This window comes from Stenotrophomonas sp. YJH_SMC_80, assembly GCF_059372495.1.
Genome location: NZ_JCAFVP010000003.1, coordinates 96,452 through 113,319 on the forward strand (window position 1 = coordinate 96,452; position 16,868 = coordinate 113,319).

Below are 16,868 nucleotides of genomic sequence, written 5' to 3' on the forward strand. Positions count from 1 at the left end.
GGCTGGGCAATCGCGACTTAATCCCCTCCGTCCCCTTTTTTCCGTCGGGGGCGGAGGGCTGGTAAAATCGGGGGATTCCCGTTCCTCGAGCCGTCCATGACCTGCCGCACCCGCTTCGCCCCCAGTCCCACCGGCTACCTGCACATCGGTGGTGCCCGCACTGCGCTGTACTGCTGGCTGGAGGCCCGCCACCGTGGCGGTGAGTTCGTGCTGCGCATCGAGGACACCGACCGTGAACGCAGTACCCAGGGCGCGATCGACGCGATCCTGGAGGCGATGGAATGGCTGGGCCTGGACTATGACGAAGGCCCCATCTACCAGACCGACCGCGTCGCCCGTTACCTGGAAGTGGCCGAACAGCTGGTGGCCGACGGCAAGGCGTATTACGCATACGAGACCCGCGAAGAGCTGGACGCGATGCGCGAGGCCGCCATGGCCAGGCAGGAAAAGCCGCGCTACAACGGTGCCGCGCGCGAGCTGGGCCTGCCGCGCAGGGACGACCCGAACCGCGTCATCCGCTTCAAGAACCCGCTGGAAGGCACGGTGGTGTTCGACGACCTGATCAAGGGCCGCATCGAGATCGCCAACAGCGAGCTGGATGACATGGTCATCTTCCGCCCGGACGGCTACCCCACCTACAACTTCGCGGTGGTGGTGGACGACTGGGACATGGGCATCACCGAGGTCATCCGCGGCGACGACCACATCAACAACACCCCGCGCCAGATCAACCTGTACGAAGGCATCGGCGCACCGGTGCCGAAGTTCGGCCACATGCCGATGATCCTGGACGAGCAGGGCGCCAAGCTGTCCAAGCGCACCGGCGCGGCCGACGTGATGCAGTACAAGGACGCCGGCTACCTGCCGGACGCGCTGCTGAGCTACCTGGCCCGCCTGGGCTGGTCGCACGGTGACCAGGAGCTGTTCAGCCGCCAGGAACTGATCGATCTGTTCGACGTGAAGGACTGCAATTCCAAGGCCTCGCGCCTGGACATGGCCAAGCTGGGCTGGGTCAACCAGCACTTCCTGAAGACCGAGGACGTGTCCGCGATCGTGCCGCACCTGGTCTACCAGCTGCAGAAGCTGGGCCTGGACGTGGCCGCTGGCCCGGCCCCGGAGGACGTGGTGATCGCCCTGCGTGAACGCGTGCAGACCCTGAAGGAAATGGCCGAGAAGGCCGTGGTCTGGTACCAGCCGCTGACCGAGTACGACGAAGCAGCGGTGGCCAAGCACTTCAAGGCCGGTGCCGAGGTGGCGCTGGGCAAGGCCCGCGAGCTGCTGGCCGCCCTGCCGGAATGGACCGCCGAGTCGGTGGGCGTCGCCCTGCACGAGGCGGCCGCAGCGCTGGAAATCGGCATGGGCAAGGTTGCCCAGCCGCTGCGCGTGGCCATCACCGGCACCCAGGTCAGTCCTGACATTTCCCATACCGTTTACCTGGCCGGCCGCGAGCAGGCCTTGAAACGCATCGATGTGGCCATCACCAAGGTAGCAACGGCCTGAGGCATCCTTGCCAGGCCCGAACCGGAGAACACGCATGCCCGCCAAGACCGCCACTGCCTGTACCGCCCCGCACCACCACGTCCACGATGCATCGGATTTCGTGGCGGTGGTCGAGCGCGTCTCGCGCGAACGCGGGCTGCGCCTGACCCCGATCCGCGCCAACGTGCTGAAGCTGATCGCCGAGGCCGGCAAGCCGGTCAAGGCCTACGAGCTGCTGGAGTGGGTGCGCAACGGCAAGGGCGTGGGTGCTGACGCCCCGCCCACCGTGTACCGCGCCCTCGACTTCCTGATGGCCAATGGCTTCGTGCACAAGCTGGAATCGGTGAATGCCTTCGTGGCCTGCCACCATCCCAGCAGCGCCGCGCATTCGGTGCCGTTCCTGATCTGCAACAGCTGCCACAGCGCGGTGGAGCTGGAAGACCGCGAGATCGTCACCCAGCTGGAGAAGCGCGCCAAGGAGCTGGGTTTCCAGCCGCAGGCGCAGACCCTGGAAGTGCATGGCCTCTGCGCGCGCTGCGCCGGGTAACGGATCGGTAGTGCCGGCCGCTGGCCGATCTGACCCCGTTTCATATCGGTGCGACAGGGCCCGCGTCCTAGTCCATCGCCTTGGAACGGGTATCCACCCGCACGATCACCGACATGCCGGGGCGCAGCTGCGCGGCCAGCTTCTGGCCTTTGTTGATCGAAATCCGCACCGGTAGCCGCTGCACCACCTTGGTGAAGTTGCCGCTGGCATTGTCCGGGCGCAGCACGCTGAATTCCGACCCGGTGGCGGGCGCGATCTCCTGCACGCGGCCCCGCAGCACCTGCCCCTGGAACGCGTCCACCGAGAACGTGGCCGGCTGGCCGATCGCCATCCCCCAGGTCTGGCCTTCCTTGTAGTTGGCCACCACCCACAGCGTGTCAGGTACCAGGAACAGCAGCTGCGAACCGGCGGCGACGTACTGGCCCACGCGTACGCTGGCTTCGCTGATCTGGCCGTCGCGTGGTGCGTGGATCACCGTGTTGGCCAGATCGATGCGCGCCAGTTCCAGCTGCGCCTGCGCGCTCTCCACCTGGGCCTCCAGGCTCTTGCGTGCCACCTGGGTCGACACCAGCGTTTCCTCGGCGATGCGGATCTGCGCCTGCGACTGCTGCACACTGGCCTGCGCCGAAGCCTGCGCGGTGCGGAACTTGTCGCGGTCGTTGATCGATACCAGCTGCTGCGCGGCCAGTTCCTCGTAGCGCTTGGTCTCGTTGCGTGAGCGTTGCAGCTCCGCCTGCCCGGCCGACAACGTGGCGCGGGCGGAGGCAATCTGCGCGCGGTTCTGCGCCTGGGACTGGTCCGAGTTGGCCAGGGCCGCGCGTGCGCTGTCCAGCGTCGCCTGCGCCTGGGCGACCCGCTGCGCATAGATGCGGTCATCGATGCGCAGCAGCGGCTCGCCTTCCTTCACGTGCTGGAAGTCCTTCACCAGCACCTCGGTCACATAGCCGTTGACCTGTGGCGCCATCACCGTGATCTGTCCGCGTACATACGCGTTGTCGGTCACCATCACGCTGCTGGTGAACGGCCACAGGTGCCAGGCGCGCAGGATCAGCGCAATGCCCAGCAGGGCCACCACCACCATCACCACCACGCTGCGCGCGCTGGGCTTGAGGTACTTCGGCGCGACAGCGGGTTCTACCGGCGTGGGGGCAGGCGCCGCGTCGGTCGGCGGCGGTGGGGTCACGTTGTCGGCGTCGTCGGGTCGGGGCGGGACGGGAGGCATGGTCGAGAACTCAGCGGGGCGCGGCCGGCGTGGCCACAGCGGGGGAAGTGGGGTGGCGCTTGCGCCATTGCTTGAGCACGGCGGTGCGCAGCGACAGCAGCAGCAACCAGCACAGGAAGCCGATGGCCAACCAACCGCTCAGCGTGAACACATCATTGAAGCCGCGTACGTTGGCTTCGCGGCGCGTCGTCTGCGCCAACTGCGCGCTGCCCTGCGCGCTGCGCAGCACCGGATCGGTGATCTGGGCGACGTACAGCTGCTGTTGGATGCGCAGGCGCTGTGCCACCACCGGGTCGGCTGGGTCGAGCTGGCTGGTCAGCGCGCTGGAATACAGCTGCTCGCGATGCAGCTGGAAGGTCCCCAGCACGGCCGAGCCGGCCAGGCCGCCCAGCGTCTGCGTGATCGACAGCGTCACCAGGAAGGTGATCATGTGGTCCACGCCCTGTTTCAGCGCGGCGGAAATGCCGAGCATGATCAACGGGCCCATGAACATGCCGGCACCGACCGAGGCCAGGAACTGGCTGGCGTAGAAGTCGTGCGGCCGATCCATGCTGGTGCGGTGCTGGTCGAAGAACGCGGCGGCGCCCAGCAGCAGGATCGCCATCAGCAGCTGCGGGATCAGCCGTTTGGGCCCGAAGGTCAGTGCAGTGCCGGCGATACCGGTGATCACGCCGGCAAGAATCACCACGAACAGCGGCCGCAACTGATCAGGGCCCATGCCGAGCGTGCGCATCAGGTTGACCACGCCGTAGGACTGCTCGGTGGTCAGGAAGCGGATCAGGAAGGCGCCGACGATGAAATGCAGTACGGGCAGGCTGGCCAGCCAGCGTGTCTGCAGCAGCGGATTGCGCCGGTAGTGCTCGATGATGAAGGCGGTGGTGGACAGCACGATCGAGGCGACCAGGGCCCAGCCCAGCCACGGCGTGTTAAGCCACCAGCGGGTGTAGCCCTGCGCCAGCACGATCACCAGCAGCGCGACGGCCGGTGCGAGCAGGGCAAAGGTGAGGAAGTCCAGCGGTTCGAAGGCCTTCACCTGGATGCCGGGCGGCAGCTTCAGCACCACCACTGCCGCGAACGCGCACAGTGCCAGCCCGGCTTCGAATGAGTAGAGCTGATGCCATTGGCCGGTATCGACCAGGCCTGGTGAAACGATCCAGGCGATCGGCACCGCCAGCTGCGAGAGGCCGACGCCGACCACCAGCAGATTGCCGGTAAAGCGGCGCGGCAGCGCCTGCAGCATGTACAGCGTGCCCAGTGTCGAACAGGCCGCACCCGCGAAGCCGCTGGCGGCGCGGGTCAGCATCGTGGTCTCGAAGCTGCCGACGAACAGGTGCAGCACCGCCAGTGCCGCGTACAGGCCCAGCCCGATCTCGGCGAACAGGCGGATGCCGTACTGCTGGCGGAACTTGAAGGCCAGCAGGTTGGCGGTGACATTCACCATGGCATAGGCGGCCACCAGCCAGCTGCCCTGGGTCGGGGTCAGTGCCAGCTGGCCCTGCAGGAACGGCAGGTTGGCGGTGACCAGCGCATTGCCGAGGCCGCCGGTGATCGCCACCAGCAGTGATACCAGCGCATAGGCCGCGCGCCGATACGGCGGGTGCCAGGGCATCGACGCCGAACCGGGCATGGTCGGCTTCTCGTGCTCCTCCCAATCCGGAACCGGCTTCAGATACGGCTGGACCATCAGCGAGCCTCGCTGGTTGCTCCCTGGAGACCCCCGCGCAGCAGTTGCAGTGCGCGCCCGGCCAACTGAGCGCGCTCGTCGCGGGTCTTGCCGCGCAGGGCCGCACCCAGCATGCCCGAGATCAGTGAAATATCCGTCTTTTCCAGGTCGGCACGGCACAGCCCGGCGGCCTTGGCGCGCGCGATCGGTTCCTCCAGCAGGTCGCGCACGGTCTCGCGCGCGGCGCGCATGGACGGCACGTCCGAATCGACCGCACGCCAGTAATCGGCCAATGCCGGCGAATCAATGATGCGCTGGGCCATGCCCTCGAACACCTCGAACAGGGCGTCGTCGCGGTCGCCGAGCTGCTCGACCTGGCGCCGGATGCGGTCGACCGTGCGCTGCAGCAGCGCCTGGATCAGTGCGGTGCGGTCGGGGAAGTTGCGGTACAGGGTGGCGCGGCCTACCTGGGCGCGTTCGACCACCAGGTCCAGCGGGGCGGTGACACCATGTTGGCCGAACACATGATCGGCGGCATCGAGGATGAGGGCACGGCGGGCAGCAGCATCGGCACGTTGGGCAGTCATGGAATTATTTTCGGACAAAAGTGTCCGATTGGCGAGACATTGGGTGACGGGATTGTCCGCTTGTTGTGGTACGCACATCTTTGTGACGGATGCGTGATGGCGTGGGTCGAAATGAAAACGGGGGCCCGAAGGCCCCCGTGGAATGGCGTGGGGGGTCAGAGCCCTTTCCTTCGAAAAGGGCTTCGACCCCGCCGTGCGCGATCAGAAGAACGCGCGGATGCCGAATGCGACACCACGGCCTGGCAGCGGCGAGTAGTCGCGCAGCAGCGAGGTATGCGGGCGCACTTCGCGGTTGGTCAGGTTGCTGCCATCCAGGAACACCTCGTAGCTGTTGCTGGCGTTGCGATCCCAGCGGTAGGCCAGGTGCGCGTCGACCAGGGTGTAGCCGTCGCTCGGGGCTTCGTTCTGGGCGACGTCCTTCTGGCGGGTGTAGCGGACCGCACCGACCGAAGCGCGCCAGCCGTCCTTCGACCAGCGCAGGTCGGCGCCGACGCGGGCCGGTGCGATACGCGGCAGATAGCCAGTGTTGGCCAGTTCCACCGTGTAGTTGTGGTTGTGGTCGCCATGCGGCACGGCGATGTCCAGGTTGCGGCTGCCGCTGCCATCCAGCTTGGCCTTCACGTAGTCGCCGAACAGGCGCAGATCCCAGTCACCGGCGCCGCCCTCGAACAGGTGCACCAGCGCTTCGGCCTCGGCACCGCGGAACACCGCATCCTGCTGTGTCCAGGTGCGCACCGGCAGGCCCTCGGTGATGCCGGTGTCGGCCAGGTAGATGAAGTCCTTGAACCTGGTCTGGTAGACCGACGCGGAGAAGTCCAGGCGCTCGCTGTGGGTGTGGATACCCAGTTCCACGCGCTGGCCGCGCTCGGTCTTCAGGTTGGCGTCGCCGATTTCCAGCGAACGGGTGGCGATGTGCGCGCCGGCGGCATACAGCTCTTCGTTGGTCGGTGCACGCTCGGAGCTGTCCACGCCGATGCGCAGGTCAACGGCATCGTTGAGCTTCCAGATACCAGCGGCAGACAGGTTGGTGGCACCGAAGGTGCGGCGGCGGTAGTCACCGCTCGGGTCCAGCTTGACCTGGTCGTGGCGGCCGCCCAGTTCCAGCTTGAACGGGCCAAACTGCTTTTCCTGCAGTACGAACAGGCCGATGTTCTTCGTGCCGGTATCCGGAACGAACGCCTCTTCGCCCTTGGCACCGAAATCACTGTTGCCGAACTGCAGGCCGAAGGCGCCGTCCCAGCCGCCGATCTGCTGCTGCACCGCTTCCAGGCGCGCTTCGATGCCGCGGTTGGTGAAGCGGGTCGACGGCGTACCGGCTTCCAGCTCTACGTGTTCGTAGTCGGTGTAGGCCACGCGTGCGTTGATGTTCTTCAGGAACGAGACCGGGTTGTAGATGCCGGCCTTGGTCTCGAAGCGGTTCTGCACCATGTCGATGCGCACGTCGTGCTCGTCGCCGCCTTCCTCTTCATCACCATGGTCGTGACCGTGGTCATGGCCATGATCGTCACCATCGGCGTGCACGTGCGCGCCATTGGGAATGCCGTAGTTGGTGCGGTAGGTACTGGCCGATACGCCGAAGTAGCCGCCGTCGCCCAGCCACGTTGCGCCGACGCCACCGGCGCGGGTGCGGATCGAGCTGTTGTCGAGGCGGCCGCGGCGCGGCTCTTCGCCTTCCTCGCCCGCATGATCATGGTCGTGGTCGTCGTGGTGGTCTTCCAGGCTGTCGATTACCGCGTAGCCGGGAATGCGGTAGTCGTCGCCGTTGCGGACCAGGCCATCCACATGCAGCACGACGTTGCCGCTGACGCCGTCGAGGCGGAACATGCCGCTGCGTTCATTGTTCACCGAATTGCCGCGCAGTTCGGCACGACCGCTGAGCGGCCGCTCAGGCAGCTCGCGCGCGATGCGCCCGTCGACCACATTGACCGCACCACCAATGGCGCCGCTGCCGAACAGCAGCGTGGCCGGGCCCTTCAGTACTTCGATCTGGTCGGCCAGGAACGGTTCGATGCTGGTGGCGTGGTCGGCGCTGACCGTGGACGCATCCATGTTGCCCATGCCGTTGGACAGCACGGCCACGCGCGGGCCTTCCTGGCCACGGATGATCGGGCGGCCGACGCCGGGGCCGAAGAAGGTGCTCTGCACGCCGGGCAGCTTGGCCACGGTATCGCCGAGGGTGCCGGCCTTCTGCTCGTCCAGGCGTTCACCGGCCAGCACCTCCACCGGGCGTGCCAGCGATTCGGCGTCACCCTGCAGCGGCGACGCGGTGACCTGCACCGACGACAGCTCGGTCAGGTGGCGGTCACGATGGGCGGTGTCCTGGCCGGCTGCAAAGGCGACGGACGGCAGCAGGGCGGCGAGGGCCAGGGCCAGGGAATGCGGCTTGAGCCGTGGGGTATGGGCGGGCATGGACGGGTCCTTTGTTACAATGTATCAATCGCGGGGCGCACGAATCCCGTCGATGGGACAGGGGGAGGGAAACCGTGCGGGTCGGAGAGGTATGTTATATTATTCCATAACGATTCGCCGACCCTGCTGGAAGTCATGTCCCTGTCCTCACGCCTGCGCCACCTGCTCGACCGTTTCGGCGCCACTGGTTCGATGCTGTGCGCGGTGCACTGCGCGGTGATCCCGGTGCTGCTGGCCGCAGCGCCTTCATTGGGGCTGTCGTTCTGGCTGAGCGACGGCATGGAACAGGCGCTGGTGGTGTTCGTGACCCTGCTGGGGTTGTTCAGCCTGGTCTGGGGCTACCGCCGGCACGGTGCGCTGCGTGCGCTGGGCTTCCTGATTCCCGGCCTGGTCGCATTGTGGGCCGGCGTGCTGTATGACCCGCTGCACCACAATGCGGTGCCGCACGCGGTGGTGATGACCATCGGTGGCCTGCTGGTGGGTGTGGCCCATCTGGTCAACCTGCGCCTCAACCACGGTCACGTGCACGACGCCAGCTGCGCGCACTAGGCGCTCCGTGATAGGATTTTCGATCGTGCGCGGGGGCGCCCAGCAAGGCGGCCCCGCCGAACCCGTGTCAGTACGGGGTAACCAGATTTCACATTTGAGGAGTTGAAGACATGGGTAAGGGTGACCGCAAGACCGCCAAGGGCAAGCGCTACAACGCCAGCTATGGCAACGCCCGTTCGCACACCGCCAGCAAGGTCGCCGTAGGCGCCGCCGCTCCGGTTGCCAAGAAGACCGTGGCCAAGGCTCCGGCGAAGAAGGCTGTGGCGAAGAAGGCCGTCGCCAAGGCCTGATCCGGTCGAACGACCGGTTCAATGAAAAACGCGGCGCCTGGCGCCGCGTTTTTTTATGCCTGTCCGGTGAGCCGAGCGTGGGTTCGGCTCTACAACCGCATCAGCGCAGTGTCTTCTTCAGCGTTTCCGGATTGCCATCGTTCGGCGCGGCCGGTACCTGCAGCAGGTGGGCCAGCAGCGGATAGACATCGACGTTGTCGAAGCCATCGATCACCAGGCCCTGGCGGAACGACGGGCCGCCGGCCACGAACACTGCGCGCATGGAAGGCAGTGCGTTGTCGTAGCCATGCGAACCTCGATCCTGCTTCGCACGCTTGGCGATCTTCTCCTGGTGCAGGGCATCCCAGCCTTCATCCATGACACAGACGATGGCCGGAACCCGCGGATGCGTGCCGTAGTGCCAGCGTGCCGGCAGGTTCTCCTTCTTCCAGCATTCGTAGTGCGCGTGGCGTCCGAGCAGGGCGCGTTCGGCTTCCGCTTCGCGGCCGGCGACCGGCGCAAAACCCACCGACTGCCCCTGGCTGATATTGCGTGCAATGGCCGGGTCGGCCATCGACTCGGTGGCGATCACGTTGCCGTCGGCGACGCTGGCCATGCCGTGGTCGGACACGACGATCACGTCGGTGGTCTTGGCCAGATCGCGCTGCTGCAGCCCGTCGAGCACCTGGCCGACGATCTGGTCGGCGCGCACGATGGCGTCGGCGTACTGCTTCGACCCGGGGCCGTAGTTGTGGCCGGCCTTGTCCACGTGTTCCATGTACAGCGTGGTGAGGCGCGGTGCATCAGCATCGGTCTGCGCCAGCCAGTCGAGCACGATGCCGGCCCGCTGCTCCAGCGGTTCCTTGCCGTCGTATACGCGCCACTTGCTGGGGCGCACGCCGCGGATTTCAGACTCACTGCCCGGCCACGCCGTGGTGGCCGAACGTACGCCAGCGTTCTCGGCACTGACCCAGATCGGTTCGCCACCCCACCAGCCGCTGGTGGTGACCGCGTCGCGGTTGCTCAGTTCGAAACGGCCCAGGGTTGCATCGTCCATGCTGTTGTTGACGATGCCGTGGTGGTCCGGCCGCAGGCCGGTGACGATGGTGTAGTGGTTGGGGAAGGTCAGCGACGGATAGGACGGCGTCATCCAGCGTGCACGCACGCCGCCGTCGATCAGTCGCTGCAGGTTCGGAGTGAGCCCACGGTCCAGCGCATCGGCGCGCAGGCCGTCGATGGAGATCAGCAGCAGCTTCGGAGGCGAAGCCGCAGCGGCGGAACCGGGAACGGAGGCGGAAGGGGCGGGCGCGGTGGTGCAGGCCGCCAATGGCAGCAACAGCGCCAGCGCGCAGGTCAGGCGTACGGAAGTCATCCACGCATGATAAGCCCGCGCAATGACGCGCCCAAGACACGGCGCGCTATCGCGCCCCGTGTCCGCGCATTTTTCCCTATCCCCGCGCCTGTCGGCGCGCCCCCTTCAACAGGAAGGGGGCTTTTCTCCAGACACAATTCCTGATGCTTCCATCCACGCATGGCGTGGATCTACCGTGTCGACCAAGGTCGACACCTACCAACAGTTGCGCAGAATGACGTTCGGACAGATCGCCGGAACCTGTCGAAGGCTGGGTGGGTCCGGTTGCAGGGGCGTGAGCGCCATGGATGGCGCGACCGAGCTTACAGGGACGTACTTGCAGCGTCCCCTGCAACTGGACCCACCCTGCCTCCCCGCAGGAAGCCCGCTGTTGCTGTTGCTCTAGCCTCTGCGGGTGCCGGGCGCAGCCCGGCCAGCCCTCTCAGGCGAACAGCGGGGCCTGGCGTTGTTCCAGCCGCAGCAGCGCGGCCTTGGTTTCCAGTCCGCCGCCGAAACCGGTCAATGCGCCGTTGCTGCCGATCACGCGATGGCAGGGCAGGATGATCGGCAGCGGATTGCGCCCGTTGGCCGCGCCGACCGCGCGGGTCGCACTGGGCTGGCCGAGGTGCTGCGCCAGCTGCAGGTAACTCCAGGTCTGGCCGAACGGAATCAGTGCCAGCGCCTGCCATACGCGCAGCTGGAACGGCGTGCCACGTGGCGCCAGCACAAGGTCGAAGCTGTTGCGCTCGCCGTGCAGGAACTGCAGCAGCTGTTCGCGTGCTTCCGGCAGGGCATCCGGTGCGTAGTGCCAGTCGTCGCGTCCGCGTGCCGGATGGCGGTTTTCCGGGAACAGCACATGTGACAGGCCACGCTCATCACCGGCGATGGTCAGCACGCCGATGGGGCTGTCGAAGCGATCAAACAACAGGGTCATGTCGGTTCTCCAACGAACGTGCCGGACAGGTGCCACAGGTGCAGCACGGCGTAGGCGCGCCACGGGCGCCACGGTTGCGAGCGCGCTTCAGTTGCACGTTCGCTCAGGCGCTGGCCCTGTGCGTGGCCGAGCACCTGCTGCAGCACCAGGTCGCCGGCGGGGAAGGCATCGGGCTGGCCGAGCCCGCGCAGGGCGATGTACTGCGCGGTCCACGGGCCGATGCCGGGCAATGCCACGCAGCGCGCAACAAATTCTTCCAGGGCCTGCCCGGGTCCGAAGTCGAGCTGGCCGCTGGCACATGCAGCGGCCAGCGCACGCACCGTGGCGGCGCGGCTGCGCGGCAGGCCGATCGATTCCAGCGGCGCCTCGGCCAGCACCTCGGGCGCTGGGAACTGGCGATCGAACTCGGACGGCATGCCCGGCAGATGCGCCCCATACGCATCCACCAGACGCCGCGCAAAGGTAGTGGCGGCGGCGACGCTGACCTGCTGGCCGAGCACGGCGCGTACGCCGACCTCGAAGCCATCCCAGCCGCCCGGAACGCGCAGCCCCGGGCGTTCGGCGATGCCGCGTGCCAGCAGCGGTTCCTCGCCCAGGGCGGCATGGACCTGCTGCAGGTCGGCGTCCAGATCGAACACACGACGCACACGGCGCACGATGTCGGGGATCAGGCGCGGGTCGACCGCGCCCAGCTGCAGACGCAGTTCCGGGCGCTTCGGGTCGGCGGTGACGCGCAGCAGGGTGGGGCGCTCGGGTGTGCCGAGCACGCGCTGGTAGCTGTCTTCGCCGATCAGTTCGATGCCAGGCAGGCTGCGCTTGCGCAGGAAGGCCAGCATGCGCGGGAAGTCCAACGGTGGGCGGTACACGAGCCGCAGTACCAGGCCGCCGTCATCGGCGGCCAGCGGCTGGTGCTGGCGACGCAGCGCCGTCGGTGCCATGCCGCAGCCCTGCAGGAAGGCGGTATTGAAGCGGCGCAGACTGTTGTAGCCGGCGGCCAGCGCAACATCGGTCACCGGCAGCGTGGTTTCGGTCAGCAGTTGCTTGGCCAGCAGCAGGCGGTGGGTGGCATGGATCTGTCCGGGTGTTGCGCCGAGATGTTCGACGAACAGGCGCTGCAGCTGGCGCGCGCTGAGGCCGATCTTCTGCGCGAGGTCTGCAACGGGCTGCTCCTGCAGGAAGCCGCCGTGGATGATGGCGAGGGCGCGCTGCACGGTTTGCCCGGCCAGTGCCTGCTGGGCCTGCGGTGCCAGTTCGGGGCGGCAGCGCAGGCACGGCCTGTAGCCGGCAGCAGCGGCCGCGGCAGCGGTCGGATAGTAGGTGATGTTGCGTGGCTTCGGCGGCGGCGCCGGGCAGACGGGGCGGCAATAGATGCCGGTGCTGCGCACGGCGGTGAAGAAAACGCCGTCGAAGCGTGCGTCACGGGCCAGGCGGGCGCGGTCGCAGGCGGCGGTGTCGAGGGCGAGGGCGGTGTCCATGGCGCCAGTCTAGGCGTGTGCGGGTAGGGATACTCGCCACATTCGGACATGGATGCTGAAGGGGGATCTGGCAGGGCTGCGCCCGGCACCCGCGGTAGTGCAGGCCGCTGGCCGGCAACGGCAACGGCAGAAGCTGGTTTCCTGCAGCAGGGCGGGGTGGGTCCGGTTGCAGGGGACGCTGCAAGTACCCCTCCGGGGCCCGGCCCAGCCGCTGGCGGCTGTGCGTTCGGGCGCTTGCGAAGCAGTGCTTCGCAAGCAAAGCGCCTTCACCCATGTAAGCTCGGTCGCCGCTTGCTCGTGTGCGCTGTCCTGCGCACACGGCAAGACCGGGGTTGGGCGTCCTGCCCAACCCGCCCGAGGCATGCCTCGGGCCCATGGCGCTCACGCCCCTGCAACCGGACCCACCCCGCCTTGGAGAGGTTCCTGCGACATGTCTTGCGGGCGTTCTGCGCTGCTGTTGGTGGGTGTCGACCTTGGTCGACACGCTTTTCCCAAGGGTCAGAAGGGGTTCAGTGCCACGCGCTGAATGCGTGCCCCGGACGGGTAGACTGTGGCTCTTGCTCACGTGAAGACTGGTTGCCCGATGTCCGCCAAACTCCGCTGGTTGCCCCTGTTGTGCCTGGCCCTGGCGGGCTGCAGCCAGCTGGAGAATCCGGGCAATGTCACCGCCGCCGACAAGGCCGCGCGCGCGCCGGCCAGCGATGGCGAGAACATGGTGTCGATCAATGCGGCTGACGCACCGCCACCGCCGGCGCCGCCGCGCAGCCGGGCGGATCGGCCGTGGCCGCAGGCGCAGTTGGAGAATGGCCGCGCCTGGGTCAGCTGCAGTACCGAGTACGCCGGTGAGGCGGGCGATGGCGTCGAGCTGGAGGGCCTGCAGCGCGAGCAGATCACCCAGGCGCTGACGCCGTGCGCCGAACGTGGCCTGATGCGCGTGCGTTACGCCGGCAAGATCAATCCGGGCTTCGCCGAGATGATGTGGCGGTTGGCGGTGGTCGCTGACGAGCAGAAGATCCACAAGCGCATCCTCGACCTGGATTCCAGCGGCGGCCAGGTGGAATCGGCGATTGTCGCCGGCGACAGCATCGGTGAATCGGGCTGGACGATCTGGGTGCGCGAGGGCTCGATCTGCCACAGTGCCTGCGTGTTCGTGCTGGCCGCCGGTGACAACCGCCTGCTGTCGGGCAAGGTCGGCATCCATCGCATGATGCGGATCAGCTCCAAGGCCACCTCGCGCGCGGAACTCAACCGCGAGCTGCACGAGGTCTACGACAACGTGAAGGACTACCTGCAGCGCAACGGCGTGGCGGTGGGTGTGGCCGATCTGATGATGACCGTGCCCAACCGCAGCCTGCGCCTGCTGACGCAGGATGAGCTGCGCCAGTACGGCCTGGACGGCACCAACGCGGTGCAGGACGATCTGGAACGGATCAAGCAGATGCGGTCCTGTGGCGATGACTTCGTGCAGCGCAAGGACGCGTTCCTGGTCGCCTTCGACCAGCAGTGCAAGCGCGAAGGCGCCGACATGGAATCGATCAACAGCTGCGGCCAGGCACTGAAGCAGCGCTTCGGTTTCCCGGATGCGGTGTGCCCGGAAGAAAGCCCACTGTCGGAGATCGATGTGGCAACGCTGCCACCGGCACCGTCGGAGCCGCCGCCGGTGGCCGAACAGGCGCCAGTGAACACCGCCGCGCCCGCCGCGCAGGCTGATGCGGCAGCGGTGGAGGGCAACGCCCCGGCACGCTGACGGCATAGTCACCGCGCTGGCGTAGACTGCGGTTCTCTCCAGAAAACCGGCGGTGTCCATGAAGCGTGTGCTCCTGCTGCTGTCCCTGCTGTCCCTGCTGCCCCTGACCGCATTGGCGCAGGCACCTGCGCCGGCCACGCCTGCACCGGCTCCGGCACGCCCGGCCCCGGCCTCGCCAGCGGCTGCGAAGCCAGCCACCGCCGGTGCCCCGGCTTTGACTGCTGCACAGCAGGCCCAGGTGCAGAAACAGGATGCCGAGATGGGCGCTGCTGCACTGAAAGCCGCGCAGCTGGTCGATGCCAACCGCGCCGGCGAACTGTGGGATGGCGCCTCCGCCGTCGCGCGCCGTGCAGTACCGAAGGCCGCATTCGTCAGCCAGCTGACCACCGAGCGCACGCGCTTGGGTGCGCTGGCCGGGCGTGGCCAGCCCACCATCACCCGGGTCAAGTACAGCGCAGGTGCCGCGGTACCGGAAGGGCTGTACATCAACGTCAGTTTCCCGACCCGTTTCGCCAACAGCGCGCAGCCGGTGCGCGAGCTGGTCTCGTTCCGTTTCGACGAGGACCAGGTGTGGCGTCTGGCCGGTTACAGCCTGCGTGCGTCGGCACCCTGAGGAGATGATCGATGGCAACTGAACTGACAATGCTGGCCTGGTCGGTGCTGCTGGGCTTCGTCTGTATCTTCGCCACCTCCACGGTGGTCACCCGCGAGCGCGGGATGAAGTGGAATGCCTCGGCACGCGATGGCGATGCAAAGCCGGTCAGCGCGCTGGCCGGTCGCCTGCAGCGTGCGCAGGCCAACTTCCTGGAGACGTTCCCGTTCTTCGCCGCCGCCGCCATCGCGGTGGTCGTGGCCGGTCGCGGCAACGACACCACTGCACTGGCGGCGCAGGCCTACTTCTGGGCGCGTGTGGTCTATCTGCCCCTGTACGCCGCAGGCGTGCCCTACGTGCGCAGCCTGGTGTGGCTGGTGTCGCTGCTGTCGATCCTGGCGCTGGTGTTCGCACTTCTCTAAGTCGGCCTGATCCAGATCAAGGCCGCTCAGGTGCGCGGCGCTATGCTGGCGCGGACTGAATCAACGGCAGGAGGCGCGCATGCGCAGGATGGACGTGGTGGTGGTCGGCGCCGGACCGGCAGGTCTGTGCTTCGCGCGCGCGCTGGCCGGCAGCGGGCTGCAGGTCGGGCTGGTCGAAGTGCAGCCGCGCCAGGCCCTGGCCGAGGCCGCCTTCGATGGCAGGGAGATCGCGTTGACCCATGCCTCGCGGCAGAGCATGGAGCAACTGGGTCTGTGGCAGCGCCTGCCGCAGGCCGAAGTCGCTGAACTGCGCGATGCCAAGGTGATGAACGGCGGCTCGCCATTCGCGCTGACCTTCGCCAGCAGCCAGGTCGACGGCCAGCCGCTGGGCTGGCTGGTACCCAACCATCTGATCCGCCGTGCCGCATGGGATGCGGTGCAGGGCCAGGACGACGTGGAACTGTTCGACGGGCGCAAGGTGCAGGGCGTGCAAGCCGATGCACAGGGCCATGTGGTCAAACTCGATGACGGCAGCCAACTGCATGCGCGGCTGCTGGTGGCCGCTGACAGCCGCTTCTCCGCCACCCGCCGCATGCTCGGCATCGGTGCGCAGATGCGCGACTTCGGCAAGTCGATGCTGGTGTGCCGCATGCAGGTCGAGCGCGACCATCGCCACACTGCCTGGGAATGGTTCGGCTACGGCCGCACGATGGCGCTGCTGCCGCTCAACGAGGGCCAGGCATCGGCGGTGATCACGCTGCCGCCGCGGCAGATCGAGGCGCTGCTGGCGATGGACGAGGTGGCCTTCGGCGAGGCCATCAGTGCTTGCTTCGAACATCGGCTGGGCCGGATGCAGCCGGTGGCCACGCCGCAGGCGTATCCGCTGGTGGGTGTGTACGCGCACCGTTTTGTTGGCGAGCGTTCGGCGCTGATCGGCGATGCCGCAGTCGGCATGCACCCGGTCACCGCGCATGGCTTCAACCTTGGCCTGGCCAGCGCACAGCGGCTGGCGCAGGGCATCGTCGCGCAGCAGCGTCGCGGTGCCGACATTGCCGCCGCCGGCATGCTGGCCAGCTACCAACGGGGTCACCGGCTGGCGTCGCGGCCGCTGTACGAGGCCACCAATGCGATCGCCAGCCTGTACACCGACGATCGCCGCCCCGCGCGGCTGCTGCGGGCGGCCGGCCTGCGCCTGGCGCAGGGCGTGGCACCGTTCAGGCAGCTGATTGCCTCGCACCTGACCCAGCGCGTAGCCTGAACAGCCTCACATCAGCCGGCGGCCAGCACCCGGATCTGGCTGTCGGCGAACTCGACCACCTGGCCTGCGCGGATCTTGCAGGCCTTGCGCAGTTCGACTTCGCCGTCGACCCGCACCAGGCCTTCGCTGATGACCATCTTGGCTTCGCCGCCGCTGGTGACTAGGTCGGCCAGCTTGAGCAGCTGCTTGAGTTCGACGTAGTCGCCGTCGAGGTCGAATTCGAGAATCTGCATGGAGCGGGGTTCCTGGGAAGAGGGGCGCAGGCCAGCGGCCGGGCCGGGAGGAGGGCGCGTATTGTGCGCCAGCACGGGGCATGACGGCACGCGCACGGAAAGCTGTACGCCTCGTTCAGGATCAATGCGGT

At 67.5% G+C, this 16,868-nt stretch carries 16 protein-coding genes; 8 read left to right on the forward strand and 8 right to left on the reverse strand.

Annotation, left to right across the window (positions count from 1 at the left end):
* Positions 1–96: 96 nt before the first annotated feature.
* On the forward strand, positions 97–1,500 hold the full coding sequence (gltX, locus tag AC5P99_RS06210; RefSeq protein ID WP_187757048.1) for a glutamate--tRNA ligase: 1,404 nt from the start codon (positions 97–99) through the stop codon (positions 1,498–1,500).
* A gap of 34 nt (positions 1,501–1,534) precedes the next feature.
* Positions 1,535–2,026 carry a Fur family transcriptional regulator gene (locus AC5P99_RS06215; protein ID WP_004150412.1) on the forward strand — a complete coding sequence of 164 codons (492 nt, stop codon included), beginning with the start codon at positions 1,535–1,537 and terminating at the stop codon, positions 2,024–2,026.
* Between the two features lie 67 nt (positions 2,027–2,093).
* On the opposite strand, the gene AC5P99_RS06220 is transcribed toward AC5P99_RS06215, so the two are convergent.
* The 4 genes from AC5P99_RS06220 to AC5P99_RS06235 form a co-directional block, all read right to left on the reverse strand.
* Positions 2,094–3,248, reverse strand: a complete 1,155-nt coding sequence (locus AC5P99_RS06220) for an HlyD family secretion protein (protein WP_111117913.1) — start codon at positions 3,246–3,248, stop codon at positions 2,094–2,096.
* A gap of 10 nt (positions 3,249–3,258) precedes the next feature.
* Positions 3,259–4,932, reverse strand: coding sequence for an MFS transporter (locus tag AC5P99_RS06225; protein ID WP_005408691.1), 1,674 nt, complete (start codon positions 4,930–4,932; stop codon positions 3,259–3,261).
* Positions 4,932–5,498, reverse strand: coding sequence for a TetR/AcrR family transcriptional regulator (locus AC5P99_RS06230; protein ID WP_005408692.1), 567 nt, complete (start codon positions 5,496–5,498; stop codon positions 4,932–4,934). The genes AC5P99_RS06225 and AC5P99_RS06230 overlap by 1 nt, the downstream gene beginning before the upstream one ends.
* Positions 5,499–5,699: 201 nt before the next feature.
* The gene (locus AC5P99_RS06235; protein WP_049451874.1) at positions 5,700–7,907 is read right to left on the reverse strand and encodes a TonB-dependent receptor; all 2,208 of its coding nucleotides are present in this window, start codon (positions 7,905–7,907) and stop codon (positions 5,700–5,702) included.
* A 135-nt stretch (positions 7,908–8,042) separates the two neighbouring features.
* Between AC5P99_RS06235 and AC5P99_RS06240 the strand changes: the two genes are divergently transcribed.
* Both AC5P99_RS06240 and AC5P99_RS06245 read left to right on the forward strand, forming a co-directional pair.
* A complete protein-coding gene (locus AC5P99_RS06240) occupies positions 8,043–8,456 on the forward strand; it encodes a MerC domain-containing protein (RefSeq protein WP_495212990.1) in 414 nt (137 codons plus the stop codon).
* A 110-nt stretch (positions 8,457–8,566) separates the two neighbouring features.
* Positions 8,567–8,746, forward strand: coding sequence for a 30S ribosomal protein THX (locus AC5P99_RS06245; protein WP_004150462.1), 180 nt, complete (start codon positions 8,567–8,569; stop codon positions 8,744–8,746).
* Positions 8,747–8,846: 100 nt separating this feature from the next.
* On the opposite strand, the gene AC5P99_RS06250 is transcribed toward AC5P99_RS06245, so the two are convergent.
* From AC5P99_RS06250 to AC5P99_RS06260, 3 genes are all read right to left on the reverse strand, one after another.
* On the reverse strand, positions 8,847–10,097 hold the full coding sequence (locus AC5P99_RS06250) for an alkaline phosphatase family protein (RefSeq protein ID WP_164222629.1): 1,251 nt from the start codon (positions 10,095–10,097) through the stop codon (positions 8,847–8,849).
* A 421-nt stretch (positions 10,098–10,518) separates the two neighbouring features.
* Entirely contained in the window at positions 10,519–11,010 is a 492-nt protein-coding gene (locus AC5P99_RS06255; RefSeq protein ID WP_005408696.1) for a methylated-DNA--[protein]-cysteine S-methyltransferase, read from the reverse strand.
* The gene (locus AC5P99_RS06260; RefSeq protein ID WP_111111854.1) at positions 11,007–12,485 is read right to left on the reverse strand and encodes a DNA-3-methyladenine glycosylase 2 family protein; all 1,479 of its coding nucleotides are present in this window, start codon (positions 12,483–12,485) and stop codon (positions 11,007–11,009) included. Before AC5P99_RS06260 ends, AC5P99_RS06255 begins: the two co-directional genes overlap by 4 nt.
* A gap of 583 nt (positions 12,486–13,068) precedes the next feature.
* Here AC5P99_RS06260 and AC5P99_RS06265 point away from each other — a divergent pair.
* From AC5P99_RS06265 to ubiM, 4 genes are all read left to right on the forward strand, one after another.
* A complete protein-coding gene (locus AC5P99_RS06265) occupies positions 13,069–14,232 on the forward strand; it encodes a COG3904 family protein (RefSeq protein ID WP_495212991.1) in 1,164 nt (387 codons plus the stop codon).
* Positions 14,233–14,290: 58 nt separating this feature from the next.
* Complete coding sequence (locus tag AC5P99_RS06270; RefSeq protein ID WP_108270497.1) at positions 14,291–14,845, forward strand: DUF4019 domain-containing protein; 555 nt, start codon at positions 14,291–14,293, stop codon at positions 14,843–14,845.
* A gap of 11 nt (positions 14,846–14,856) precedes the next feature.
* Positions 14,857–15,246: an MAPEG family protein gene (locus tag AC5P99_RS06275; protein ID WP_495212992.1), complete on the forward strand. Its 390-nt coding sequence runs from the start codon at positions 14,857–14,859 to the stop codon at positions 15,244–15,246.
* Between the two features lie 79 nt (positions 15,247–15,325).
* Entirely contained in the window at positions 15,326–16,504 is a 1,179-nt protein-coding gene (gene ubiM, locus AC5P99_RS06280; protein WP_099523468.1) for a 5-demethoxyubiquinol-8 5-hydroxylase UbiM, read from the forward strand.
* An 11-nt stretch (positions 16,505–16,515) separates the two neighbouring features.
* On the opposite strand, the gene AC5P99_RS06285 is transcribed toward ubiM, so the two are convergent.
* Positions 16,516–16,737, reverse strand: a complete 222-nt coding sequence (locus tag AC5P99_RS06285; RefSeq protein ID WP_005408703.1) for an RNA-binding S4 domain-containing protein — start codon at positions 16,735–16,737, stop codon at positions 16,516–16,518.
* Positions 16,738–16,868: the final 131 nt, after the last annotated feature.